Annotated in this window: 18 protein-coding genes; 12 read left to right on the forward strand and 6 right to left on the reverse strand. The window is 64.5% G+C overall.

What is annotated here, in order from left to right; all coding sequences use genetic code 11:
• Positions 1-178: 178 nt before the first annotated feature.
• The 4 genes from H8S47_RS01370 (at position 179) to H8S47_RS01385 (ending at position 8873) form a co-directional block, all read left to right on the forward strand.
• Positions 179-2845 carry an EAL domain-containing protein gene (locus tag H8S47_RS01370; RefSeq protein WP_187502153.1) on the forward strand — a complete coding sequence of 889 codons (2667 nt, stop codon included), beginning with the start codon at positions 179-181 and terminating at the stop codon, positions 2843-2845.
• A 484-nt stretch (positions 2846-3329) separates the two neighbouring features.
• Entirely contained in the window at positions 3330-4055 is a 726-nt protein-coding gene (locus H8S47_RS01375; protein ID WP_187502154.1) for a haloacid dehalogenase type II, read from the forward strand.
• Positions 4056-4172: 117 nt separating this feature from the next.
• Positions 4173-6302, forward strand: coding sequence for a hybrid sensor histidine kinase/response regulator (locus H8S47_RS01380; protein ID WP_214654881.1), 2130 nt, complete (start codon positions 4173-4175; stop codon positions 6300-6302).
• A 684-nt stretch (positions 6303-6986) separates the two neighbouring features.
• Positions 6987-8873, forward strand: a complete 1887-nt coding sequence (locus H8S47_RS01385; protein ID WP_398457256.1) for a ribonucleoside-diphosphate reductase subunit alpha — start codon at positions 6987-6989, stop codon at positions 8871-8873.
• Between the two features lie 139 nt (positions 8874-9012).
• Here H8S47_RS01385 and H8S47_RS01390 read toward each other — a convergent pair whose 3' ends face one another.
• Entirely contained in the window at positions 9013-9273 is a 261-nt protein-coding gene (locus tag H8S47_RS01390; RefSeq protein ID WP_187502156.1) for a DUF2171 domain-containing protein, read from the reverse strand.
• Positions 9274-9344: 71 nt separating this feature from the next.
• On the opposite strand from H8S47_RS01390, the gene H8S47_RS01395 reads away from it, so the two are divergent.
• The 3 genes from H8S47_RS01395 to H8S47_RS01405 all read left to right on the forward strand — a co-directional run bounded on the left by H8S47_RS01395 (position 9345) and on the right by H8S47_RS01405 (position 12135).
• A complete protein-coding gene (locus H8S47_RS01395; RefSeq protein WP_187502157.1) occupies positions 9345-9548 on the forward strand; it encodes a hypothetical protein in 204 nt (67 codons plus the stop codon).
• Positions 9549-9610: 62 nt separating this feature from the next.
• The gene (locus H8S47_RS01400; RefSeq protein ID WP_187502158.1) at positions 9611-10663 is read left to right on the forward strand and encodes a ribonucleotide-diphosphate reductase subunit beta; all 1053 of its coding nucleotides are present in this window, start codon (positions 9611-9613) and stop codon (positions 10661-10663) included.
• Between the two features lie 5 nt (positions 10664-10668).
• The gene (locus tag H8S47_RS01405; RefSeq protein WP_187502159.1) at positions 10669-12135 is read left to right on the forward strand and encodes a P-loop ATPase, Sll1717 family; all 1467 of its coding nucleotides are present in this window, start codon (positions 10669-10671) and stop codon (positions 12133-12135) included.
• Between the two features lie 61 nt (positions 12136-12196).
• On the opposite strand, the gene H8S47_RS18710 is transcribed toward H8S47_RS01405, so the two are convergent.
• Together H8S47_RS18710 and H8S47_RS01415 are read right to left on the reverse strand one after the other, a co-directional pair.
• Positions 12197-12973: a thermonuclease family protein gene (locus tag H8S47_RS18710; protein WP_328805386.1), complete on the reverse strand. Its 777-nt coding sequence runs from the start codon at positions 12971-12973 to the stop codon at positions 12197-12199.
• 691 nt (positions 12974-13664) lie between these two features.
• A complete protein-coding gene (locus tag H8S47_RS01415) occupies positions 13665-14330 on the reverse strand; it encodes an outer membrane protein (RefSeq protein ID WP_187502160.1) in 666 nt (221 codons plus the stop codon).
• A gap of 299 nt (positions 14331-14629) precedes the next feature.
• On the opposite strand from H8S47_RS01415, the gene H8S47_RS01420 reads away from it, so the two are divergent.
• A complete protein-coding gene (locus tag H8S47_RS01420) occupies positions 14630-14836 on the forward strand; it encodes a hypothetical protein (protein ID WP_187502161.1) in 207 nt (68 codons plus the stop codon).
• A 33-nt stretch (positions 14837-14869) separates the two neighbouring features.
• Here the strand turns inward: H8S47_RS01420 and H8S47_RS01425 are convergent, their stop codons facing one another.
• Both H8S47_RS01425 and H8S47_RS01430 read right to left on the reverse strand, forming a co-directional pair.
• Positions 14870-15214, reverse strand: coding sequence for a DNA primase (locus tag H8S47_RS01425; RefSeq protein WP_128455202.1), 345 nt, complete (start codon positions 15212-15214; stop codon positions 14870-14872).
• Between the two features lie 79 nt (positions 15215-15293).
• Positions 15294-16553: a multidrug effflux MFS transporter gene (locus H8S47_RS01430; RefSeq protein ID WP_187502162.1), complete on the reverse strand. Its 1260-nt coding sequence runs from the start codon at positions 16551-16553 to the stop codon at positions 15294-15296.
• 156 nt (positions 16554-16709) lie between these two features.
• Between H8S47_RS01430 and H8S47_RS01435 the strand changes: the two genes are divergently transcribed.
• The 4 genes from H8S47_RS01435 to H8S47_RS01450 all read left to right on the forward strand — a co-directional run bounded on the left by H8S47_RS01435 (position 16710) and on the right by H8S47_RS01450 (position 23343).
• The gene (locus tag H8S47_RS01435) at positions 16710-17198 is read left to right on the forward strand and encodes a hypothetical protein (RefSeq protein WP_187502163.1); all 489 of its coding nucleotides are present in this window, start codon (positions 16710-16712) and stop codon (positions 17196-17198) included.
• Positions 17199-17427: 229 nt separating this feature from the next.
• Entirely contained in the window at positions 17428-18384 is a 957-nt protein-coding gene (locus tag H8S47_RS01440; RefSeq protein ID WP_056055084.1) for an isopenicillin N synthase family dioxygenase, read from the forward strand.
• A 405-nt stretch (positions 18385-18789) separates the two neighbouring features.
• Complete coding sequence (polA, locus tag H8S47_RS01445) at positions 18790-21564, forward strand: DNA polymerase I (RefSeq protein ID WP_187502164.1); 2775 nt, start codon at positions 18790-18792, stop codon at positions 21562-21564.
• Between the two features lie 261 nt (positions 21565-21825).
• Complete coding sequence (locus tag H8S47_RS01450) at positions 21826-23343, forward strand: lipopolysaccharide biosynthesis protein (protein WP_187502165.1); 1518 nt, start codon at positions 21826-21828, stop codon at positions 23341-23343.
• Positions 23344-23347: 4 nt separating this feature from the next.
• Here H8S47_RS01450 and H8S47_RS01455 read toward each other — a convergent pair whose 3' ends face one another.
• On the reverse strand, positions 23348-24376 hold the full coding sequence (locus H8S47_RS01455; RefSeq protein ID WP_187502166.1) for a polyprenyl synthetase family protein: 1029 nt from the start codon (positions 24374-24376) through the stop codon (positions 23348-23350).
• Positions 24377-24385: the final 9 nt, after the last annotated feature.

The raw sequence follows: 24385 nt of genomic DNA on the forward strand, positions 1-24385 counted from the left end.
GGACCCTCAACGCGACAGCACGCATAGCTATCCCCAGAACTGAACTTCCCGTTTACGCTTAAAAAACCACTTCGGGTCGATTGGTGGACGACCGGGCATCACGACCGCGTTCGCTCCAGCCCTGGAGCCGGCGTCGCCGCACATGCCCGGATCGTCTCGAATCCGCAGGATACCCCCGATGTACGCGCCGCTTCCCACCGCCGATCGCCGTGCGCACAGCCGCCCGCACGGCCTTGCCCTGCGCGGTCTGTTCGGGCTGAGCGAGGACGACCGCGATCAGGTTACCGATCTGTTCGTGCTGAAGCTCGCCCAGGTCGCCGCGGTCTGGCCGTTCACGCTGGCGATCCAGGGCATCGCCTGCGCGTTGCTGATCGGCCTGGCCGCATTCGGCGCAGATAATGCTCAGGTCGATACGCAGGTCAGCCTCATCGGGATCGCCGCGCAGTCCGCGATCCTCCTGGCGGCCTCGCTATCGATCTTCGCGACCGTCCGCCTGCCGGCGCTCGTCACGCTCGCGCCGTACAAGCGCAACCGGATCGTGACGCTCTGCGCCGCGGCGATGGCGGCGATGCTGACCGCGCTGCTATGGGTCATCACATCGGCGCCCGATGGCCCGATCCGGTTCACCGACGCGGTCGCGGTCGCGGGGACGATCGGCATCACCGCGGTCAGCCTCCACCCGGTCCGCGCCGCGTCGCTCGGTTTCGGCGGCGGGCTGGTGCTGACGCTGGCGGTCCTCGCCGGGCCCGGCATCCCGGTGGCGATCGCCTTGCTGTTCCTCGGCTGCCTGATCGCGGCAACGCTGCGCCTCGCGCGGATCGACCACGCGCGCGAGCTCGAACGCGCGGCGGCCTCGAACGCAGGCTGCGTCGCGGTCAAGATGATCGCGGAGTTCGAACAGTACGGCGCCGGCTGGTTCTGGGAAGCTGACCGCCAGGGCCGCGTGACCTATCTTTCGGCAAAGGTCGCGCGCGATCTCGTCCCCTCCGGCAGCGCGATCGGCCAGTCGCTCACCGACCTGTTCCAGATGGACAGCGACACGCCGGGCACCGAGCGCACGCTGGCCTTCCACATCTCGTCGCGGACCTCGTTCTCGGACTATTCGGTCTGCGCGGCGGAGTCGGACAGCGACCGCTGGTGGTCGATCTCGGGCCGCCCGGTTGTCGACGACCTCGGCCGGTTCCAGGGGTTCATCGGCTCGGGCAGCGATCTGACCGAACAGCGCAAGTCTGAGGCGGAGATCACCCGGCTGGCGCTGTTCGACGGCCTCACCGGGCTCGCCAACCGCCAGCGGATGCGGATCTCGCTCGAAAAGACGCTCGCGCAGAACACCGGGCCGTACCGCGCGACCTCGCTGTTCCTGATGGACCTCGACCGGTTCAAGGCGGTCAACGATACGCTGGGTCACCAGGCCGGCGACGCGCTGCTGCAGCAGGTCGCGCAACGGCTGCAGCGCGGGGTCGGCGGCACCGGGTTGGTCGGGCGGCTCGGCGGCGACGAGTTCAAGGTCGTGCTGCCCGGCATCGACAATCGCGACACGCTCGCCGATCTCGCGCGCGACCTGATCGCGTCGCTGTCGCAGCCTTATTTCATCAGCGGCACCGCGGTCACGATCGGCTGTTCGATCGGCATCGCCATCGCGCCCGACGACGGCGAGGATTCCGAGACGCTGGTCCGCAACGCCGATCTCGCGCTGTACGCCGCCAAGGGCGACGGCCGCGGCGTCCACCGGTTCTTCGCGGACGAGATGCTGGCAGGCGCGCGGACGCGCAAGCTGCTCGAGGACGACCTGCGCGTCGCCGTGTCGGAAGGCGCGTTCCATCTCTGCTATCAGCCGGTCGTCAGCACGGACTCGGTCCGGATCGTCGGCTACGAGGCGCTGATCCGCTGGAACCATCCGACGCGAGGGCTGGTCTCGCCCGCCGACTTCATACCGGTCGCCGAGGAATGCGGGCTGATCGAGGCGATCGGCGAATGGGTCCTGCGTACCGCGTGCAGCGAGGCAGTGCGCTGGCCCGACACGATCCGCGTTGCCGTCAACGTCTCGCCGATCCAGTTCGCCAACCCGGTCCTCCCCGCACTCGTCACCAGCGCGCTCGCCCAGTCGGGGATCGCCGCCGGCCGGCTCGAACTGGAGATCACCGAGGGCGTGTTCCTCGACGAGACGCGCTCGTCCGAACAGATGTTCAAGGCGCTCAAGGGCGTCGGCGTCCGGCTCGCGCTCGACGATTTCGGCACCGGCTATTCGTCGCTCGGCTATCTGCGCAACGCACCGTTCGACAAGATCAAGATCGACCAGTCGTTCGTGAAGGGCGCCGCCGAACCCGGCAACCGCAACGCCGCGATCATCAAGGCGATCGTCACGCTCGCCGACACGCTCGGCATGGAGACGACCGCCGAGGGCGTCGAGGTGCAGGACGAGATCGATCTGTTGCGCGATCTCGGCTGCAGCCACATCCAGGGCTATGTCTATGGCCGTCCGGTCCGCGCGGAAGAGGCGCTGCGGCAATTGGGCGTCGAGAACGGTGCGGCGACCGCGAGCGGCTTCAAGGTCAGCCGCGCCCGCCGCCACAAGATGCTCCGCTCCGCCCGCATTCTGCTCGACGGCATCCACGGCGACGTCCGGATCCGCGACATCTCGACCTCGGGCGCGATGCTCGACGGCCTGAAGTTCGACGGCAATCCCGACGGCATCGAGATCCAGATCGAACTCCTCGAAAACCAGATGACCCCCGCCCGGGTCCGCTGGGCGCATGGCGGCAAGGCGGGGATCGAGTTCCACGAGGCGTTCAATCTGGAACGGTTGAACCCCGGCCAGGCAGCTCGCATCCGCCGGGTGGGGTGACGGAGTATTGAGGGTGAGTGGCGTGTCAGGTTAGCCTCTTTCCCGTCACCCCAGTTTCTCCCGTCACCCCAGCGAAAGCTGGGGTCTCGTGCGGCAAGCTCACGCGCGACAACCGAAAGACCCCAGCTTTCGCTGGGGTGACGAGCTATCTTACGTGAACGACTTGTCTTGGCCGACGGATCGGCGGCAGCGGACTGCGGTGAGCGCCGAGGTCGCAAACCCCACCAACCACCCCGGCGAAGGCCGGGGCCCAATTGGAAAGGTCGAGGTAAGCGCGCGCAGCATACGCCAATGCACCGCCCCCAATTGGGCCCCGGCCTCCGCCGGGGTGGTAGCCTCCGCTGGGGTGGTAGCTTCCGCCGGGGTGGTAGCTTCCGCCGGGGTGGTAGCTTCCGCCGGGGTGGTAGCTAGCCCGAAGTAGTACATAGGGACGCACTTACACCCCCGCTCGGAACCAACCGCCCCCCAATACCGTCTCTCCCCCATGCCCCAGCGCACTCGCATCAAGGCCCTGGCCTTCGACGTATTCGGCACCGTGGTCGATTGGCGCTCCGGCATAGCCCGCGGCGCCGGGCCCGTTCTTGCGCGGCTCGGTCGCAGCGACATCGATCCGCATGCCTTCGCCGACGGCTGGCGCAGACGCTATCAGCCCGCGCTGGAAGAAGTTCGCAGCGGACGGCGGCCGTTCGTGATCCTCGACACGCTCCACCGCGAGGCGCTCGAAGACCTGCTCCGCCACCATGCCATCGATCCCGCGACACTCGACGAAGACACGCTCGTCGACCTCATCCACGCCTGGCACCGCCTCGATCCCTGGCCGGACTCGGTCGACGGCCTCACCCGCCTCAAGACTCGCTACCCAATCGTCACGCTCAGCAACGGCAACATTGCGCTGATGCTCGACATGGCCCGCCGCGCACACCTACCCTGGGACGCGATCCTCGGCGCCGAAGTCAGCCGCATCTACAAGCCGCTTCCCGAATCCTACCTTGCCACCGCGCGCATGCTCGCGGTCGAGCCTGCCGAACTCTGCCTCGTCGCAGCCCACCACAGCGACCTCGCCGCCGCCCGCGCCGCCGGTTTGCAGACCGCCTATGTCGATCGCCCGCTGGAATATGGCGGCCGCCCCGCGCCGGATGCCGACGACGGGCAGGACTGGGAGTTCAGCGTCGACAGCCTGACCCGACTTGCCGACGAGCTGTGCCGATGACCCGCCGACCCGTGGCAGCCGTCGTTGTGCGAGCGGTGGATTATCGTGGGCCGAGCCGGTATCGACCCGATATCGGAGTATACTCCGGTCCGGTGTGCGACCCGGCAGGACTCTGAGATGACGACAGACGCGAAGACCCCGGCGGGACAACCGACCGCCGTAGCCGACTTTCTCACCGGTGGCGGCGAGATGGCGGCGATGATCCGCACGCATGACTGGGCGTCGTCGCCGCTCGGCCCGATCGAGCAATGGCCGCAATCGCTACGCTCGATCGTGTCGCTCATGCTCGCCTCGGAATTCGCGATGTGCGTCGCCTGGGGCCCCGAACTCGGCTTCCTCTACAACGATCATTACGCGCGGATCCTCTACGACAAGCATCCGGCCGCGCTCGGCGGTCGGCTCGATGTCATATGGTCGGAACTCTGGTCGGACATTGGCCCGCTGGTTGATCGCGCACTCGCCGGCAAGGCGTCGTTCTTCGAGAACCTGCCGCTGGTCACCAATCGCAAGGGCTATGACGAGCAGACCTGGTTCACCTTCTCCTATTCCCCCGTCCGCGATGAGAGCGGCGCGGTCGCCGGCATGTTCTGCTCGACCTACGAAAGCACCGAGCGGGTCCTGATCGAACGCGCACTTCGTGACGAGCGTGAGCGGATGGGCCAGATGTTCGCGCAGGCGCCGACCTTCATGGCGATGTTGCGCGGGCCCGAGCACCGCTTCGAACTCACCAATCCGGGCTATGACAAGCTGGTCGGCCACCGCCCCGTGCTCGGCCGCACCGTCGCCGAGGCCCTGCCCGATGCGGTCGAACAGGGTTTTCTCGAATTGCTCGACCATGTCTACGCGACCGGCGAGCCGTTCACCGCGTCCGGCATGCTCTATGCGGTACAGGCCGCACCGGGCGGCCCGGTCGACGATCGCTATCTCGATTTCGTCTACCAGCCGATCCGCGATGCGAACGGCGCGGTCGTCGGGATCTTCGTCGAGGGCGCCGACGTCACCGACCGCAAGATGCTGGAGCGCGACCTGCAGGCGCTCAACGCCGACCTCGAACAGCGCGTCCGCGATCGCACGCAGGAACTGGTCGAGGCGCAGGAGGCGCTGCGCCAGGCGCAGAAGATGGAGGCGGTCGGCCAGCTCACCGGCGGCATCGCGCACGATTTCAACAATCTGCTGCAAGGCATCACCGGCAGCCTCGAGATCGTCCAGCGCCGCGTCGCGCAAGGGCGCGTCGGCGAACTCGATCGCTTCATCACCGGCGCCACCACCGCCGCCAACCGCGCGGCCTCGCTCACCCACCGCCTGCTCGCCTTCTCGCGCCGCCAGCCGCTCGATCCGCGCCCGGTCAAGGCCAACCCGCTGGTCGCTTCGCTGGAGGATTTGCTCCGCCGTACGATCGGCGAACGGATAGAGTTCGAGATGGTGCTCGGCGCCGGCCTGTGGACGACGCTGTGCGATCCCAACCAGCTCGAAAATTCGCTGCTCAACCTCGTCATCAACGCGCGCGATGCGATGCCGCACGGTGGCAAGCTGACGATCGAGACGTGCAATGCGCATCTCGACGATCACTTCGCCGCCAGCCAGCGCGACGTGCGGCCCGGCCATTATGTCTGCGTCTGCGTGTCCGACACCGGCACCGGCATGTCCGCCGACACCATATCGAAGGCGTTCGAACCGTTCTTCACCACCAAGCCGATCGGCCAGGGCACCGGGCTGGGCCTGTCGATGATCTACGGCTTCGCGCGCCAGTCGGAGGGCTATGCGAAGATCTACAGCGAAGTCGGCCAGGGCACGACGGTCAAGCTGTACCTCCCCCGCCATTACGGCGAAGCGGAGCAGGACGAGCCGCTTCCCGGACTGACGCAGGACCACGTCACCGACGCGGGCGAGATCGTGCTGGTGGTCGAGGACGATGCCGTCGTCCGGTCGCTGATCGTCGAGGTGCTGGGCGAACTGGGGTATCAGGCGGTCGAGGCGCATGACGGCCCGACCGGCCTCGAACGGCTGCGGACGATGGAGCGGATCGACCTGCTCGTCACCGACATCGGCCTGCCGGGGTTGAACGGCCGCCAGGTCGCCGACGCCGGCCGCGCGATGCGTCCCGGGCTGCGCGTGCTGTTCATGACCGGCTACGCGGAAAACGCGGCGCTAGCGGCGGGCTTCCTGGAGCCGGGCATGTCGATGGTCACCAAGCCTTTCGCGATGGAGGCCCTCGCGACTCAGATCCGGACGATCATCGAGGGGTAGGAAGCCACCTCTCCCTCCGTCACCCCCGGCGAAGCCGTAGCTGGATGAAACGCCAACCAGATTTTCGATCCTCCCCCGCCAGGGGGAGGTGGCGCCTTTAGGCGACGGAGGGGGAGGACACGGAACGAAGGTGGCGCTTACCTCCCCCTCCGTCTGGCGAGTGCCAGCCACCTCCCCCTGGCGGGGGAGGATCGTTAGGGACTTACCCCATATCAAGCGCCCCGCCCTCGCTCACACTCGCTCACACTCGCTCACACTCGCTCACGACTGAAGCAACATTTGCCACTTCGACCACCGAAATAATTTTTCGTTCCCGCCCCGTTCCCTTGCACATCGCGAACCCCGCAGAAGTCCACGCGTCGCGAATCCTCGCTCGCCCAGCCCCGCGACGAACGCGACGAACCGAGCCCTCCACACACCCCGCACCCCCTTGCGTCTCTTCGCGCTTTGGCACAATCTCTTGGGGTTGCGTTCGGGGGCGGACCCAATCGCTGGTAGAACAACCCTCGCATAGCCATATGCGATATGACCGTAAGCGCGCCTTCCACCGCCGCGATGGTCACTTTTTGTTCTCCCGTTAGGGGCCGTCCGATGGTAGCATGGCGACATAACGCCGATTCGAACGAATACAGAACACTAGGAGCGGTTTCGATGGATTTCAGAGACAGCAGCCGGGATAGCGACATGACCACAGATACGATCGAACAGACCACTGCCACCATCGAAGCCGAGGCTCCGAAGGCGCCGCGCCAGGCGCAGGACAGCCATTCCGTGCGCGCGCAGATCTACCCGGTCGAGGTCGATCACAGCCGCGACGCGCTCCTCACCGAATTCGGCAAGGACACGCTCAAGGATCGCTACCTCCTGCCCGGCGAAAGCTACCAGGACCTGTTCGTCCGCGTCGCCTCCGCCTATGCCGATGACGCCGGTCACGCACAGCGCCTGTACGACGCGATCTCGAAGCTCTGGTTCATGCCCGCCACCCCCGTTCTCTCGAACGGCGGCACCGGTCGCGGCCTGCCGATCTCGTGCTACCTCAACTCGGTCCCCGACAGCCTCGGCGGCATCGTCGACACCTGGAACGAGAATGTCTGGCTCGCCTCGCGCGGCGGCGGCATCGGCACCTATTGGGGCAACGTCCGCGGCATCGGCGAGCCGGTCGGCCTCAACGGCAAGACCAGCGGCATCATCCCGTTCGTCCGCGTCATGGATTCGCTGACGCTCGCGATCAGCCAGGGCTCGCTGCGTCGCGGGTCGGCCGCGGTCTATCTCGACGTCTCGCACCCCGAGATCGAGGAATTCCTCGAAATCCGCAAACCCTCGGGCGATTTCAACCGCAAGGCGCTGAACCTCCACCACGGCGTGTTGATCACCGACGACTTCATGGAAGCCGTCCGCAACGGCGACGAATGGCACCTGCGTTCGCCGAAGGACCAGGCGATCCGCGCCACCGTCGACGCCCGCTCGCTGTTCCAGAAGCTCGTCGAGACCCGCCTCCAGACCGGCGAGCCGTACATCGTCTTCGCCGATCACGTGAACAAGGCGATGCCGAAGCATCACCGTGAGCTCGGCCTCAAGGTCTCGACCTCGAACCTCTGCTCGGAGATCACGCTCCCGACCGGCAAGGATCACCTCGGCAACGAGCGGACCGCGGTGTGCTGCCTGTCGTCGCTGAACCTCGAGACATGGGACCAGTGGAAGGACGAGAAGGGCCTGATCGAGGACGTCATGCGCTTCCTCGACAACGTGCTGCAGGATTACATCGACCGCCACGAACCCGGCATGGAACGCGCCGCCTACAGCGCGGGCCGCGAGCGCTCGGTCGGTCTCGGTGTGATGGGCTTCCACTCGTTCCTCCAGGCGCGCGGCATTCCGTTCGAAGGCGCGATGGCGAAGTCGTGGAACCTGCGCATGTTCAAGCACATCAGCAGCCAGGCCAACGAAGCCTCGATGCAACTCGCGATCGAGCGTGGCCCCTGCCCCGATGCCGCCGACGTCGGCGCGATGGAGCGCTTCAGCTGCAAGATGGCGGTCGCCCCGACCGCGTCGATCTCGATCATCTGCGGCGGGACATCGGCGTGCATCGAGCCGATCCCGGCGAACATCTACACGCACAAGACGCTGTCGGGCAGCTTCTCGATCAAGAACCCGTATCTCGAAAAGCTGCTCAGCGAGAAGTCAAAGAACAGCGACGCGGTCTGGAACTCGATCCTCGAGCAGGGCGGCTCGGTCCAGCATCTCGACTTCCTCTCGACCGAGGAAAAGGACTGCTACAAGACGAGCTTCGAGATCGACCAGCGCTGGCTGCTCGAACTCGCCGCGGATCGCACCCCGTACATCGACCAGGCGCAGTCGCTGAACCTGTTCATCCCGGCGGACGTCGAGAAATGGGACCTGCTCATGCTCCACTTCCGCGCGTGGGAGCTCGGCATCAAGTCGCTCTATTACCTCCGCTCGAAATCGGTCCAGCGCGCGGGCTTTGCCGGCGGGGTCGAGGCCGACAACACCATCGACCTGCGCCAGATCGACGTCGGGTCGAAGGATTACGATGAGTGCCTTGCCTGCCAGTAAGGCGCCCCGGCGCTCAAGCGTGACCCTGGCCCGTGAAACACGGACCGGGGGGCGCCTGACGCAAAAAACCCCGGCCCGCGCGAAGCGGACCGGGGTTCGGGCAGTCTCGACGGCGCGTACGACACGCGCCGCTAAGAGTTCAGGCCTCTTCTTCGAACGTCACCGCCACGTCGGCGTTGGCGGAAAGCCGGACCTTGCCGTCCTCGATATCCGCAACCAGCCCGAGCGAGATGAAGTGATGATGCCCTTCATGGCGGCCCTTGCCCTCGACGACCTGGGCGCCCGAGTCCTTCTTGGTCAGCTTGATGCGGTTGCCTTCGACCTTGTCGACGGTGCCGACATGGACGCCGTCCGCGCCGATGACTTCGGCATGTTCCTGGATCTGGGTTGCATCGACCATGGTCGTTCTCCTGTGGTGGGTTCCCCGATACGGGGCTCGGCATCTCAACGCATGTCATGCGAGATCGCCGCATGACATATGGTTCAGCTATCATGTTCGTGGTCGCGGGCGTGCTCGGAATCGTCGGCACCGCGATGCTACTCCGTCTGCGCAGCCCGAGCGTCACCGAGCAACAGACCTACGCGTTCCGCATGATCGGCATCATGCTCACCTCGGGCGCGATCGTCCTCGCCATGTCCGCCGCCGCGATGTGGCAATGGAGCACCGAGACATGAAACACGCGACCTGATCCCACCAGTTTCCCGATATAAAACCAATTCCCCGAAAGGCTTACCCCATGTCCCTCCTTCACGCCTCCAAGCAGTACAAGCCGTTCGAATACCCCTGGGCGTTCGAGTTCTGGAAGCGCCAGCAGCAGCTCCACTGGCTCCCCGAGGAAGTGCCCCTGGGCGAGGATTGCCGCGATTGGGCGCAGAAGCTCAGCGATCACGAGCGCAACCTGCTGACGCAGATCTTCCGCTTCTTCACGCAGGCCGATGTCGAGGTGCAGGATTGCTACCACGAGAAATACGGCCGCGTGTTCAAGCCGACCGAGATCAAGATGATGCTGACCTCGTTCAGCAACATGGAGACGGTCCACATCGCCGCCTACAGCCATCTGCTCGACACCATCGGCATGCCGGAGAGCGAGTACGGCGCCTTCCTCGAATATGCCGAGATGAAGGAAAAGCATGATTACATGCAGAAGTTCACCGTCGACAATGACGAGGACATCGCCCGCACACTCGCCATGTTCGGGGGCTTCACCGAGGGCGTCCAGCTGTTCGCCTCGTTCGCGATGCTGATGAACTTCCCGCGCTTCAACAAGATGAAGGGCATGGGCCAGATCGTCACCTGGTCGATCCGCGACGAGTCCTTGCACTGCGAGGGCATCATCAAGATGTTCCACACCTTCTGTCAGGAGCGCCAGTGCCTGACCAAGGCGGTCAAGGACGACATCGCCGACGTCTGCCAGACGACGATCCGCCTCGAGGACAATTTCATCGACCTCGCCTTCGAGATGGGCCCGGTCAACGGCATGACCCCCAAGGAGATCAAGAAGTACATCCGCTTCATCGCCGACTGGCGCATGACGCAGCTCGGCCTGAAGCCGATCTACATGATCGACGAGCACCCGCTACCCTGGCTCGCCCCAATGCTCAACGGCGTCGAGCACGCCAACTTCTTCGAACAGCGCGCAACAGAGTATTCGAAGGCCGCGACCAAGGGCCAGTGGAACGACGTCTGGGACAGCTTCGACAAGCGCCAGACCGCGAAGAAAGGTCCTGCTGCGAACGTGGACCTGAGTGAAGTTCGGGATATGTTCAGCGACTCGGTTGCGGCGGAGTAAAATCGATGAACGTGCTACCCAAGCCGCTGCAAAATTTACATTCCATTGGCGAGGTTAACGCTGAGGAAGATGCTGTTCTTCAGTATTTCCTCGCAACTGATGCGACGTCAAAGGTAGCACAAAATCGCGTTTACCTTGTTTTGGGCAGAAAGGGCGCGGGTAAAACAGCACTTGTTCGGCATTTCACGAAGGACGATGCCGACCCACTTTCTAAGCCTTTAAATCTTAGATCGTATGCTTGGAACGTTCATGCCGCGGTTCAAGATAAACGAAGTAGTGACATTGAAGCGTATGTCGCTTCGTGGCGGTACGTCATTGCCACTCAAGCCGCATCTGCAATACTTGAACAATATCCGCAGGAAATAGGCGACGCCGCACGAAAGCTAAGATCCTTTTTTGAAGAAAATTATGGCAATATCAAGGTCGATCTTGCTAATGTTTTTTCAATTAAGCGCCTCAAGTTTTCCGCTGCAACGATCGAACCTAAGCTAGCCGGCAATAGCCTAGGTTCACTGAGCTTATCGAAAGAGGCATCAGAGCTCGGATATGTAATTGATGCCGTATCCGACGAGATACTTAATCTTGTCCAAGAAGTTATGGGGCGCAGGAAATCTCCGAAGATAACGTTGCATTTCGACGAACTTGATTCCGGCATCGAAAAACTTGAACGAGATCGTGAACTGATGATCGCCGGACTCGTGCTGGCGGCCCAATCTGTCAGAAGATCTCTCGGCGGCCAAAGCGCCTCCATCCAGCCTTTTGTTTATCTTCGAGAGGATATCTGGCAGGCCTTTGCATTTTCAGATCGTAATAAGATTACTTACGGGGCATCGCAAAGGCTTTCTTGGAGCAAAGACACTCTTCTTGATTTGGTAAATGTGAGAATAAAGAGCCTTGCTAAATCTGACTACAGTTTTTCAGATTTGATAGATGACCAGCAAATGCCGGGAAATCAACCAAAATGGGATTACATCGTCGGTCGTACACATGATCGCCCTCGTGATATCATCGCATATATAAATCTAGTTCTTGAACGAAAGAAGCCTGATTTTCTGATATCGAATGGCGATGTTTCAAGTGTCAGAGCAGCGTATTCATCGTATTTCAAAGGCGAACTTGAAGACGAGGTTAAGGCGCATTGGCCTAAGTGGGAGGAAGCGATCCGCGCAATCGGCGATATCGGATACCTCACATTTGAAAAGATTGCATTTAAAGAAAAATACGAAGCCCGGCGCTCCGAAGGCAACTCTATTTCAGACTATGAGCGAGCGCTTGAGATTCTCTATAATTATTCCGTGATAGCGTATCTTCGTCCAAGGCCGAGCGGCGGAACCGACTGGATTTGGAAGTATAAGCAGCCCGATCAAAACTTCGACAGTAAAGCCGAGCGATTTAAAGTTCACCTAGGACTACAGGAATTTGCCAATCTTCGAAGCGAACGCCGAGTAAGGCATCGCGTTTCTGCTACTTGAGGATATAAGACTTTTCGATCCGATCATCGACGAACAACGTAGATTGCTACGTTTGATATAATTAGCACCAAGGCGAGCGCTTGCCGCCGCCATAGTGGCGCGCGAGGCCGTGACGAACCAGTACCGCGCCCAACGAGACCCCGCCGCGCTCGACGATGCGGAGTTTTCGGCCGTAGCGGTCGACGTCTCGCTTGATCGGCGTCAGCGTGAACGGGCCGGCGTTCAGCATAGCCTGCATCTTCAGCGTCGCGGCCTTGCCCAGCCGCGCCTCGCGCGCGCAGCGGGGCGGGTGGGTTTCGGGGGTGTCGATGTCCGCGATGCGGATCTTGGTGCCGGCCATCCAGAAGGTGTCGCCATCGACCATGCAGTCGATCCGCTTGGCGTGGCCGCAGATCGTGAAGCGTGCCGATACGGGCTTGCCACCAGATAGCGCAGATGCGGCGGCGGTCGACGCCGCGCTGGCGATGCCCGCTGCGGTGGCTAGAGTGCCGGTAGCGGCGGTCGCGCCACCGGCGTTGGCCGCAGCGCCAGCGGCTGCCGCAGCGGAGGACGCCTCCGCCTTGCCACCGTCGTCGGCCCAACCCCAGCCGCCGGGCACGCGGAAATGCCCGGCGGGCCAGGCGATGCCGAACCCGGTCGGCCATTCGATCTTCAGTCCGGGCGGCACCAGCGCCGACCAGTCGATCTGGCGGATCACCGGCATCATCAGCCCGAGCAGCACGCCGTAGAACACCAGACGGAGTTGCAGCAGGACTCCGGGCACTGGACGGCGCGCCGCCCCACCGCGGCGCGTGGCGCCGGCGCGATCGCCGCCCAGCAACCGCATGAAATCAAACACATACTCCATCGTCCCCCGCGCGTACGCGCGCGCGCGAGGATGTCACCCTCGCCAGCCTCAGCGTTGCGGCGAGCGGAGTCGGAAACGAGGCGAACGCATCGTGAACATCGCTCACCCGACCCAAGCTGGCCGAGGACGGTTCCGCGCTGCCGACCCCATGCCGATGTTCGCCAGGTGCCGGATGAAGTTGCCGACCGTGAGACGCGGTAAACTTTCCGTCCCGAAACATCAGGCGCGCACACCGGAGGACCGTCAAACCGGTCGGTCAGTCTGCCAAATGCCCGGCAGATACAGAACTACCTGCTCACCCTCTGATACGCCAATCCAACGCGCGCGAGCCGGCTAGCAGGTCGATGCCGGGCAGTACCGGCCGGATACGGCGAACTCGTTGTCCTGCATGCGTCGGTCAGGCCCGGATCGGCCCGCGGCACCGCTCCCGCACATCCCGGCCGACGCGGTGCCGAAAATCGCACCCGTCATCGATCCCGCCACAAGCACCGCCATGCTCGCAGTCCCATGTTCGGGGCACCCTGCTCGGGACCCATGCCCGGAACCGTGCGAGGGCCCATACTTCCGACACGTCACCCACTCGACACGCCCCGGACGCCAGACGCACGAAGGGCGGGAAATGGCCCTAGCCACTCCCCGCCCCCGTTACGCATCCAGCTTGTACCTCTTGCGAGGCAAAGGCTTAGAAGTGCGTGATGATGCCGAGCATCGGACGGAAGCTCTGCGCGTCGCCGAAGGTGTTGACCTCCGCGCGGATGCGGAAGCCTGCGTTGCCGGTGATGCCCTTCAGGCCGATGCTCTGCGGACCGACTTCTGCGCCGATGCCGTAGGTGATCGCGCTGTAGTCACGACCGGTGTCGCCACCGTTGGTCGACCGTGCCGAGAACTTGTCGAAATTCACCCACTGGTAGCCGACCTTGCCGTAGATCAGGCCGCTGTCGCCAGCGCGGAAGCCGAAACGGCCTGCTGCGCCATATTCCCAATCGATGTTGCCTTCGATGCCCTTGATGACGTTGCCTTCAGCACCGACGAAAACCGGGCCGAGCGGAATGTTCACGCCGAGGACACCCTGAACCAGCGAGCCCGAAGGCTTGTAGCCGCGACGCAGCGAGTTGTCGGCGTTCAGCGCCTGCGGGATGCCGTGGCCGCGCTCGTTGTCGAACTGCTCCCAACCGCCCATGACGCCGAAGTACGGCTCGATGCCGAATGCCTTCGAGCCGTCCGGAGCCGCTGCCTCGCCGGGCTGCGCGCTGTTGTCGGTGGGGGCCGGTGCCGACATGTCCTGCGCGAAGGCGGGAACTGCGACCGTTGCAGCGGCGAGGGCGATTGCCAGGGAAAGCTTACGCATGTGAATTTGACCTTATACCGTGTGTTGCGTGGATCCCCGACTGCACGGTGCGTCGGTTTGGTCCAGGCAAGTCGAAACAGGCCGGCGGGCACATGGTTGCACAAAAAATGTCACATTCAGGGAACTGTTCCGGGGTGTTGCGTTACAGCAACGGTTCCTGTCATTTGGATGAACGAACCATGTCAATCATGGCGGCCAGACTGTCAAAATACAGCGGAAAAGTGGCAAAAAGCAGTCCGGACCCGCGTTAAGCCTATCCGATCACGGAGCGGCAAGACTCTGTGTGCAACGCAGCATAAATGGGATTTTCGCGTCTTTTTCGCAGCCGCTGGGCAGCTCTGTTCTGGTCGGCAGGGATCCTGTGGACCGCCTATGACGTAGCAGCCGATGCCCCGGAACCGCCGACCAACGCGCCGTCGGGAGCGGCCACCGCGCAACCGACCGACGCAACCGGCGCGGCCTTTGACGCCCGCGATCTCGCCGTGCTGGCGAACGCGGGCGGATAGCGACGCGCCCACCGTGGGCGCGTCGCGTACGGATCAAGGCTTCAGCGCAACGTCGTCGGCATCGTCCAGGTCTTCGTCGTCATCGATGCTGCCATCGTCGAGTTCGTCCTGCACGTCGTCCTCGTCCATGTCGTCTTCGTCCATAGTGACGGAGGCGTCGGTCTCGCCGACCTCTTCGGAGTCCATCTTGGTCTCGTCGATCGACTCGTCGTCCGTGTCGTCTTCGCCCAGATCGGGTTCGAGGTCGGTCAGGATGATGCCGTCGCTCGGCCCGTTGCGCGTGGCCTCGAGGATCTCGGCGCGCTGGCTCTCGTCATAGCCCTCTTCGTCATAACCGTCGTCGCCCGAACCGGCACTCGGCACCTGATGTCCGCCCATGGTCACACTCCCTCGTTCCAGGACGCCCGCGTGTTGCGAGCCTACCGGATGCGAACGGTGGACGTGCGCGGTGGTTCCTTCAAGCACGCGCGGGCGCGGTGGACGCAGGCCGGAACAAGCGCCCTCGCTCGGTGACCAGGATCGCCAGCAGCGCCGCCAACCCTGCGCCGAGGAACCCCGCGACCAGCGGCACGGTCGTGCCGTCGAACGCCTGCCCGATCAGCGCGCCGATCACCGCGCCGACCGTGACGCTCAGGAACCCCTGCACGCTCGACGCAGTGCCGGCGATGCGGCCCATATTCTCCATCGCCATCGCCGAGAAGTTCGACGTCGCCAGCCCGAAACAGCCGAGCGTCAGCGCCTGGAAGACCGCAAAGCTGACCAGCGTCTCGAACCCGATCTCGATCGCGAACAGGTGGACCAGCGATACCAGGATCAGCAGCGACAGCGCGCCGTGGCTGATCAGCCGTGTCCCCAGCCGCATCACGATCCGCGAGTTGAGCAGGTTGCACGCCGCCATCGTCACCGACGTCGTCGCGAAGATCAGCGCGAGCAGCGTCGGCTTGTGGAACACGTCCGCCATGATCTGCTGGATCGAATTGAGATAGCCGTACAGCGCGCCCATCAACGCGGTCGAGGCGAGCGTGTAGCCCAGCGAATTACGGTCGACGAGCGTCTGCCGCCAGTCGCTCAGGATCCGTCCCGGCGTGATCGGCAGGACGTTCTCGGGCGCGAGCGTCTCCGGCATCCGCAGATAGAACCAGACGAGCACGCCCAGCGTCAGCACCGCGACCGTCCAGAAGATCGCACGCCAATCGCCGAACTGGAGCACCGTCCAGCCGAACGTCGGCGCCAGGATCGGCACAATCATGAACACCATGAACGCGATCGACATCACCCGCGCCATCGCCCGCCCGTGATAGCAGTCACGCACCAGCGCGATCGTCGCGACGCGCGCGGCGGCGATCACCGCGCCACCGAATACCCGCGCCACCAGCAGCAACGTGAAACTTCCCGCGGTGGCGCAGGCGACGTTGGCGATGATGTAGAGCACTAGTGACCAGAGCAGCACCGTCCGCCGCCCGAACCGATCCGCAAGCGGCCCGTGGACGAGCTGCGCGACGCCGAAGCCGATCACGAACGCGGTCACCACGAACTGGCGGCTGTTCTCCGACACGACGCCGAGCGAGTCGCCGATCGCGGGCAGCGCGGGCAGCATCGAGTCGATGCCGAGCGCGGTCAGCGACATCAGCGAGGCGACGAGCGCGACGAATTCGACGAAGCCGATCGGCGCGCCACGCATCGCCGGCGCGTCGGATTGGGGATCCTGGGTGTTCATGATGCGAGCGCCTTTACCCGCTCGGGCGGTCGCGCGAAACCCGCTAACCGTCGCAACGCGACCCGGCCGCACACGTCCGTAACGGGGCTTGCGGGATTGCCGGATAGGACCACGCACCCTATCTGTATTGCAACCACAATACACCTGGAGATCGATATGATCCGCTCGCTGATCCTTGCCACCGCCGGCCTGCTCGCCCTGTCCGCCTGCGACCGGTCGAACGAAGGCGCGTCGGTGTCGATCAACGCCGATGGCGACAACGTCCTCGGCGCGATCAACGGCGAGACTGGCGAGATGAAGATCGACGTCCCCGGCTTCCAGGGCTCGGTGAAGCTGCCGAAGATCAAGATCGATACCGGCAATTTCGATCTCAACGGCGTGCGACTGTACCCGGGATCGTCGATCAAGACGCTGAACATCGTCGGCGACGATAAGGCCGGCGGCCTCCGCGTGGCCTTCGCCAGCCCTGCGACCCCGACGATCGTCCGCGACTGGTTCGCACGGCGGCTCGGCAAGGTTGGTTACCAAGTGCATTCCGAGGGCCCCAACCTGATCGGCACGACCGATGAAAACAAACCCTTCCGCCTCGAACTCGCCCCCGACGGCAAGGACAAGGCGACCGGCACGATCGTCATCAGCGGCTAGTCTACAATCCTTCCCCGCCAGGGGGAGGTGGCTGGCACTTGCCAGACGGAGGGGGAGGAAGGTGCAACGCCTGCTCCGTGCCCTCCCCCTCCGTCAGGCTAGTGCCAGCCACCTCCCCCTGGCGGGGGAGGATCATTGGACACTCAAAATCTAACTCACCCTAACCCAGGCATTTGGCACCGCCTCGCCAATCCCCTATATCGGGCATCCCCCAATCCGGACACAAACCATGCTCGACACCCCCGCCGCTCAGGTCCCGACGCTCAGCCTCGCCACGCAGGACACCGACCCCGATGGGTTCGCCGCCGCATTCGGCGAATCGTTCGAACGGTACGGCTTCGCGATCGTCGCCGATCACGGCATCCCCGCCGACCTCATTGAGCGCGCCTGGGCCGAGACCAAGCTGTTGTTCGATCTCCCCGAGGACGAGAAGCGCGGCTATCACATCCCCGGCGGCGGCGGCGCGCGCGGCTACACGCCGTTCAAGACCGAGATCGCCAAGGATGCCAAGGTCGTCGACCTCAAGGAATTCTGGCACGTCGGCCGCGAACTCCCCGAGGGTCATCGCTATGCGGACACGATGGCGCCGAACGTCTGGCCCACCCGCCCCGAGGGGTTCAAGCCGGTCTTCCTCGAACTCTTCGCCGCGTTCGACCGCGCCGGCGACAAGCTCCTGTCCGCGATCGCGCGCCACCTGAAGCTCAAGCCCGACTGGTTCGATCCTGCGGTGAAGGACGGCAACAGCATCCTTCGTCTGCTGCACTACCCGCCGATCCCCGCCGATGCGGAAGGCGTTCGCGCCGGCGCGCATGAGGACATCAACCTCATCACGCTGCTGCTTGGGGCCGAGGAAGCCGGGCTAGAGTTGCTAGACCGCGCCAACGGCCGCTGGCTGTCGATCAAGCCCCCCGAGGGCGCGATGGTCGTCAACGTCGGCGACATGCTCCAGCGGCTGACCAACAACGTGCTGCCGTCGACCACGCACCGCGTCGTCAACCCGCCCCCCGAGCGCCGCGGCCATTCGCGCTATTCGATGCCGTTCTTCCTGCACCCCGCGCCGGACTTCCTGATCGAGACGCTGCCGGGCACGATCACGCCGGACAACGCGAACCGCTATCCGAACCCGATCACCGCGCACGACTATCTGTACGAGCGACTGGTCGAGATCGGCCTGATCAAGAAGTAAGGGGCGCGAACGATCCTCCCCCGCCAGGGGGAGGTGGCTGGCCCTTGCCAGACGGAGGGGGAGGAGAAGGGTAACCGATGTTCCGTAACCTCCCCCTCCGTCACCTGCGGTGCCACCTCCCCCTGGCGAGGGAGGATTGAGATAACGGAGACGCCCGAAACCTCCGCTACCCCTTCCTCCTCCACCCCGGCGAAGGCCGGGGCCCAATTGGGGGACGACGTTAACGAAGCGCAGCGCGTATTTACGACCACCTTTCCAATTGGGCCCCGGCCTTCGCCGGGGTGGTGTTCTGCGCGGGACCGCTAAAAGCCAGCCAAACACCCCACCGCTTTTCTCCCCACCTGATACCCAACAGCCACGCATCGCCCATTGGTCCGCGCCCGCGCATCCGCTAGACCGCGCGCGATGCCCCATCTCTATCTCGTCGACGGCTCCGGCTATATCTTCCGCGCCTATCACCGGCTGCCGCCGCTCACCAACAAGCATGGCGAGCCGGTCGGCGCGGTGTACGGCTATACGACGATGCTGTGGAAGCTCGCGGACGAGGTCCACGCGGCCGACGGTCCGACCCACATGGCGGTCATCCTCGACAAATCGTCGAAGACCTTCCGCAACGATCTCTACGACAAGTACAAGGCGCAGCGCCCTCCCCCACCCGAGGACCTCGTCCCCCAGTTCCCGATGATCCGCGACGCCACGCGGGCGTTCAGCCTCCCCTGCATCGAGACCGAGGGACTCGAAGCCGACGACATCATCGCGTGTTACTCGAAGGCCGCGCTCGCGCAGGGCTGGGAAGTCACGATCGTCAGTTCCGACAAGGATCTGATGCAGCTGATCGAGCCCGGGCTCGACATGTACGACACGATGAACAACCGCCGGCTCGGCGCGGAGCACGTCGCGGAGAAATTCCACGGCGTCACCCCGGCGCAGCTCGGCGACGTGCTCGCGCTGATGGGCGACAGCGTCGACAACGTCCCCGGCGTCCCCGGTGTCGGCCCGAAGACTGCGGCAAAACTGATCTTAGAACACGGCGATCTCGAATCCGTGCTCGCCGCCGCCGACGGCATGAAGAAGGGCAAGCTCCGCGACAATCTGATCGAGCATGCCGACATGGCGCGGCTGTCGAAAGTGCTCGTCTCGCTGAAATGCGATGTCGCGCTGCCCGAACCGTTGGAGGATCTCGAACTCAAGGGCATTCCCGACGCCCCCCTGCGCGCGTTCCTGGAACATCACGGCTTCAAGTCGCTGCTCGCCAAGCTGTCCGCCGTCGCCGACGCGCCAGTCGCCGAATCGACCGTCGTCGCGGACATGGATGAGGACGAGCCCTGCAAGCACGACGATTACGAAACCGTCGTCGACGAAGCCGCGCTCGATCGCTGGATCACCGTGGCCAAGCACCAAGGCTGGATCGCGATCGACACCGAGACGACCGGCATCGACGCGACGCGTGCCGATCTCGTCGGGATCAGCATGGCGCTGCATCCGAACCTCGCCTGCTACGTACCTATTGCGCATGGCGGAACGGATTTGCTCGCGGAAAACCCGGTCCAGCTCGATCGCGCGCTCGTGCTCGCGAAACTGAAGCCGTTGCTGGAGGATCCGAGCGTCCTGAAGATCGGCCACAATCTCAAATACGACATGATCGTCTTGGATCGCGCCTACGCGTCCACCGGCGGCGTGCAGATCGCGCCGTTCGACGACACGATCGTGATGAGCTTCGATCTCGACGCCGGGCTGCACGGCCACGGCATGGACGAACTCGCGGCCACGCATCTCTCGCACAGCTGCATCGCGTTCAAGGACGTCGTCGGCACCGGCAAGACGCAGCGGACCTTCAACGAAATCGATCTCAAGGCCGCCACGCGCTACGCAGCCGAGGACGCCGACGTGACGCTCCGCCTGTGGCGCCGGTTCAAGCGCCGCCTGCCCGCGGAAGGCTCGACCCGCGTCTACGAGATGGTCGACCGCCCGCTCGTCCCCGTCATTGCGCAGATGGAAATGCACGGGATCAAGGTCGATGCCGCGAAACTGTCGAAACTCTCGACCGAGTTCGCCGGCCAGATGGCGAGCCTCGAAACCGAAATCCACGCGCTCGCCGGCGGTCCCTTCACGATCGGCAGCCCCAAGCAATTGGGCGACGTGCTGTTCGAGAAGATGGGCATCAAGGGCGGTCGCAAAGGCAAGTCCGGCGTCTATTCGACCGACGTCACCGAACTCGAGCGGATCGCCGCCGACAAGGACTCGCCCGGCGCGGTGATCGCGCGGAAGGTTCTCGACTGGCGCCAGCTGTCGAAGCTGAAATCGACCTACACCGACGCGTTGCAGGCGCAGATCAACCCCGCGACGGGCCGTGTCCACACGTCCTACTCGCTGACCGGTGCGCAGACCGGACGGCTGTCCTCGACCGATCCGAACCTCCAGAACATCCCGATCCGCACCGAGATCGGCCGCCAGATCCGCGATGCGTTCGTGGCCGAGCCCGGCAACGTCATCCTCGCCGCCGATTACTCGCAGATCGAGCTGCGGCTCGCCGCGCACATGGCCAACGTCCCCGCGCTCAAAGCCGCGTTCGCGAACGGCGACGACATCCACAGCCTCACCGCGCAGGAACTGTTCGGCGAGGTAAACCGCGACACCCGCGGCCGCGCGAAGACGATCAACTTCGCGATCCTCTACGGCATCTCGCGCTGGGGCCTGGCCGGGCGTTTGGACGTCTCGGCGGACGAGGCGCAAGCGATGATCGACCGCTATTTCGATCGCTTCCCCGGCATCTCCAACTACATCGTCGAGACCACCGAAAGCGTGCGCGCGAGCGGCTTCACCACCACGCTGTTCGGGCGCAAAACGCACTTCCCGCGCATCCGCTCGAAGATCCAGCACGAACGCCAAGGCGCCGAACGCGCCGCGATCAACGCGCCGATCCAAGGCACGAGCGCCGACATCATCAAGCGCGCGATGGTCCGGATGGGACCGGCGTTGCTCGAAGCGGGTCTGCCCAATGTCCGCATGCTCCTTCAGGTCCATGACGAACTCGTGTTCGAATTACCGGAAGGTGACGTCGCCGCGGCCAAGCCGGTGATCGAGCGCGTGATGGCGACGGCGGCACTGCCCGCGGTGACGCTCGACGTCCCCCTCGGCATTGAGATCGGAACGGGCCTTAGCTGGGGCGCGGCGCACTAGGAGAGATGGCTATGCATTACCGAGAGAAATTGCAGCTGTGGGTCCGAGAAGCGCTTGGCGATCTTGGCGGCGGCCAAGGGCTTATCCTTGACGTTGCCAAACACGTTTGGGCGAACCACGAAACCGATCTCAAAAATTCCGATGATGCATTCTACTCTTGGCAGTACGACATCCGCTGGGCTGCGAACCAGCTGCGGCGCACAGGTAAGTTGGGCCTTAGAACTGCAGGTTCGAAAAGCATTTGGGTTTTGAAACAGTAGAGTGGCAAATTCCTCTCAGGATATCGACACGCTCGCCAAGGGTGGTCGGACCAACATCGCCGGCTTCGTCCTCCGCTTAGCCGCGCGCATCCCCTTCCTGTTCATCGCCGGCCGCATCTACGGACCTGACCTCGTCGGCCGGTTCGCCATCGCGGTCGTGGTCGTCGAACTCGCGGCACTTCTGGCCACGCTAGGCCTGAAGCGCGGCCTCGCCCAGGCGCTCAGCAGCGCCGACCGTCCTCATGCCAACGTGGTCTGGGACGCGATGGCGGTCGCCTTCGTCGCCTCGCTGATCGCCAGCGCGGTCCTCTGTACGTTCCCGCAGATCATGTATCCGAACAGCGCGATCACCGGGCTCGACCGGTTCCTGCCGCTGATCATCGTCGCGATCGCCTGGTCCGACGTCAGCCTCGCCGCGCTCGCCTACCGCCTAAACGTGAAGGCCGCGGTGACGGCGCGCGCGGTGGTCGAGCCGTGGACGATCTCGATCGCCGCCTGGGCGTTCTCCTATTTCACGATCCGCGACGGCCTGGTCCTCAGCTACGTCGCGTCGATGACCGCAGCGCTGATCGCCAGCCTCGTGCCGTTCCTGCGCAGCTACGGCGTGCCGCGCGGCTGGAAACCCCAGCTCCGCCCCCTCTATGCGCTCGCCCGCGCCAACATACCGCTCGCCGGTGCGGACATCCTCGAATGGGGCAGCCGCAACGTCGACCGCTTCATCCTCGGCGTGATGTTCGAGCCGAAGATCGTCGGCATTTATTACATGGCGCAACAGGTCGCGAGCCTGCCGCAGAAGCTCAAGACCAGCTTCGACCCGATCCTCGGCCCCGTCATCACGCACAGCCTAGCGATCAACGACCGCGCGGCGATCGCCAACCAGGTGCGCCAGGTCGCGTTCTGGATCATGGCGGCGCAAGGCGGCCTCGCGCTGATGGGCTCGATCCCGGGTGAAGCGGTGATGGGCGTGGTCGGGCCGCAGTTCGTCGCCGGCACCGCCGCGCTCGCGTTCCTGCTGACCGCCGAAGTGCTCGCCTCGACCGGCGCCGTCAGCGAATCGGCGCTGGTCTACATCGCCCGCCACCGTAACCTGATGATCTCCGCGGCGATGCTCGCGTTCCAGGTCGGCCTCAGCTTCGCGCTGATATTCACGATCCGCGCGCTGGGCTATCCGGTCAATTACCAGGCGGCAGGCCCGGCGATCGCACTGATGCTGTCGGTGGGCGTGACCTCGATCATCAAGGCGAAGCTGCTCGGCCATCTCCTCGGGGCGAAGGTCTCGCCGTGGCGCTGGCCGCTGGTCTGGGCAGCCGGCGCCGCGATCGTCGTCGGTGGCGCGTTCACCGCATTGCCCAAGCGCTACGAATGGGTCGAACTCGCGGTCGGCGAACCCGCGATCGCCGCGACCTATCTCTACATCCTGTGGAAATACGCGTTCGGCCCCGCGGACCGCGCGCTGTTCGGCAAGAAGCCGGAAGCCGTCGAGGCTACGCTACCGCAGACCGGATCAGCGGTCCTCTAGATCGTCAGTACGCGCGGGCGACCGCGAACTCGACCGCCTCGACCATCGCGTCCTTGGCGTCCCCATTCGCGAAGCCGCCGATCGAGTCGATCGCGCGCTGGCCGTAATGGCGGGCCCTCGCGAACGTGTCGTCGATCGCGCGGGTCGAGCGGATCAGGCGGACCGCGTGTTGCAGGTCGGCATCGCTGTCGCGGCGTCCTTCGACCGCATCCTTCCAGAACGCGCGATCCTCGGCCGAGCCGCGTGCGTAAGCCAGGATCACCGGGAGCGTCATTTTCCCCTCGCGGAAGTCGTCGCCCGCGTCCTTGCCCATCGTGTCCGCGTCCGAGACATAGTCGATCGCATCGTCGACCAGCTGGAACGCGATCCCGAGGTTGCGACCATACGCGTCGAGCGCGGCCTCTTCCGCCTCGGGGCGCTCGGCGACGACAGCCGAAATCCGGCAGGCGGCGGCGAACAGCGCCGCGGTCTTCGCGCCGATGATGTCGAGATAGCGCTCCTCGCCGAGATCGACGCGCCGCGCCGCGGTGAGCTGGTTCACCTCGCCCTCGGCGATCACCGCGCTGGTCGAGGACAGGATCTTGAGCGCCTTGAGACTGCCCGCCTCGACCATCAGTTCGAAGCTACGGCTGAACAGGAAATCGCCGACAAGCACGCTGGCAGGGTTGCCCCAAATGATGTTGGCGGTCCGCTTGCCCCGGCGCAGGTCGGAGCCGTCGACGACGTCGTCGTGGAGCAGCGTCGCGGTGTGGATGAACTCGACCGCGGCGGCGAGCAGGTGATGCTGCGTACCGCTATAAGCGATCAGTTGCGCGCTCGCGAGCGTCAGCATCGGCCGCATCCGCTTGCCGCCGCCCGCGATCAGGTGACCGGCGAGTTCGGGGATCAGCGGTATCTCGGACTGCATCCGGCCGCGGATGACCGCATTGACCTGGTCCATATCGCCCGTGACGAGCTTGACCATCGGGTCCAGCGAGGGCTGTGACTCGGGATTGGGACGAAGGGTGTCGAGGCGGTGGACGGTAGCGCTCATCTGCCCGAG

Source organism: Sphingomonas albertensis (assembly GCF_014358075.1).
Lineage (GTDB): Bacteria > Pseudomonadota > Alphaproteobacteria > Sphingomonadales > Sphingomonadaceae > Sphingomonas > Sphingomonas albertensis.

Excerpts from the sequence above, each read along its gene's own strand:
- H8S47_RS01435 (WP_187502163.1), top strand. The coding sequence starts at position 16,710 with ATGATCCGCTCGCTGATCCTTGCCACCGCCGGCCTGCTCGCCCTGTCC.
- H8S47_RS01385 (WP_398457256.1), top strand. The coding sequence starts at position 6,987 with ATGACCACAGATACGATCGAACAGACCACTGCCACCATCGAAGCCGAG.
- H8S47_RS01400 (WP_187502158.1), top strand. The coding sequence starts at position 9,611 with ATGTCCCTCCTTCACGCCTCCAAGCAGTACAAGCCGTTCGAATACCCC.
- H8S47_RS01395 (WP_187502157.1), top strand. The coding sequence starts at position 9,345 with ATGACATATGGTTCAGCTATCATGTTCGTGGTCGCGGGCGTGCTCGGA.
- H8S47_RS01420 (WP_187502161.1), top strand. The coding sequence starts at position 14,630 with ATGGGATTTTCGCGTCTTTTTCGCAGCCGCTGGGCAGCTCTGTTCTGG.
- H8S47_RS01455 (WP_187502166.1), bottom strand. The coding sequence starts at position 24,376 with ATGAGCGCTACCGTCCACCGCCTCGACACCCTTCGTCCCAATCCCGAG.
- H8S47_RS01380 (WP_214654881.1), top strand. The coding sequence starts at position 4,173 with ATGACGACAGACGCGAAGACCCCGGCGGGACAACCGACCGCCGTAGCC.
- H8S47_RS01390 (WP_187502156.1), bottom strand. The coding sequence starts at position 9,273 with ATGGTCGATGCAACCCAGATCCAGGAACATGCCGAAGTCATCGGCGCG.
- H8S47_RS01415 (WP_187502160.1), bottom strand. The coding sequence starts at position 14,330 with ATGCGTAAGCTTTCCCTGGCAATCGCCCTCGCCGCTGCAACGGTCGCA.
- H8S47_RS01370 (WP_187502153.1), top strand. The coding sequence starts at position 179 with ATGTACGCGCCGCTTCCCACCGCCGATCGCCGTGCGCACAGCCGCCCG.
- H8S47_RS01440 (WP_056055084.1), top strand. The coding sequence starts at position 17,428 with ATGCTCGACACCCCCGCCGCTCAGGTCCCGACGCTCAGCCTCGCCACG.
- H8S47_RS01405 (WP_187502159.1), top strand. The coding sequence starts at position 10,669 with ATGAACGTGCTACCCAAGCCGCTGCAAAATTTACATTCCATTGGCGAG.
- polA (WP_187502164.1), top strand. The coding sequence starts at position 18,790 with ATGCCCCATCTCTATCTCGTCGACGGCTCCGGCTATATCTTCCGCGCC.
- H8S47_RS01375 (WP_187502154.1), top strand. The coding sequence starts at position 3,330 with ATGCCCCAGCGCACTCGCATCAAGGCCCTGGCCTTCGACGTATTCGGC.
- H8S47_RS01430 (WP_187502162.1), bottom strand. The coding sequence starts at position 16,553 with ATGAACACCCAGGATCCCCAATCCGACGCGCCGGCGATGCGTGGCGCG.
- H8S47_RS01425 (WP_128455202.1), bottom strand. The coding sequence starts at position 15,214 with ATGGGCGGACATCAGGTGCCGAGTGCCGGTTCGGGCGACGACGGTTAT.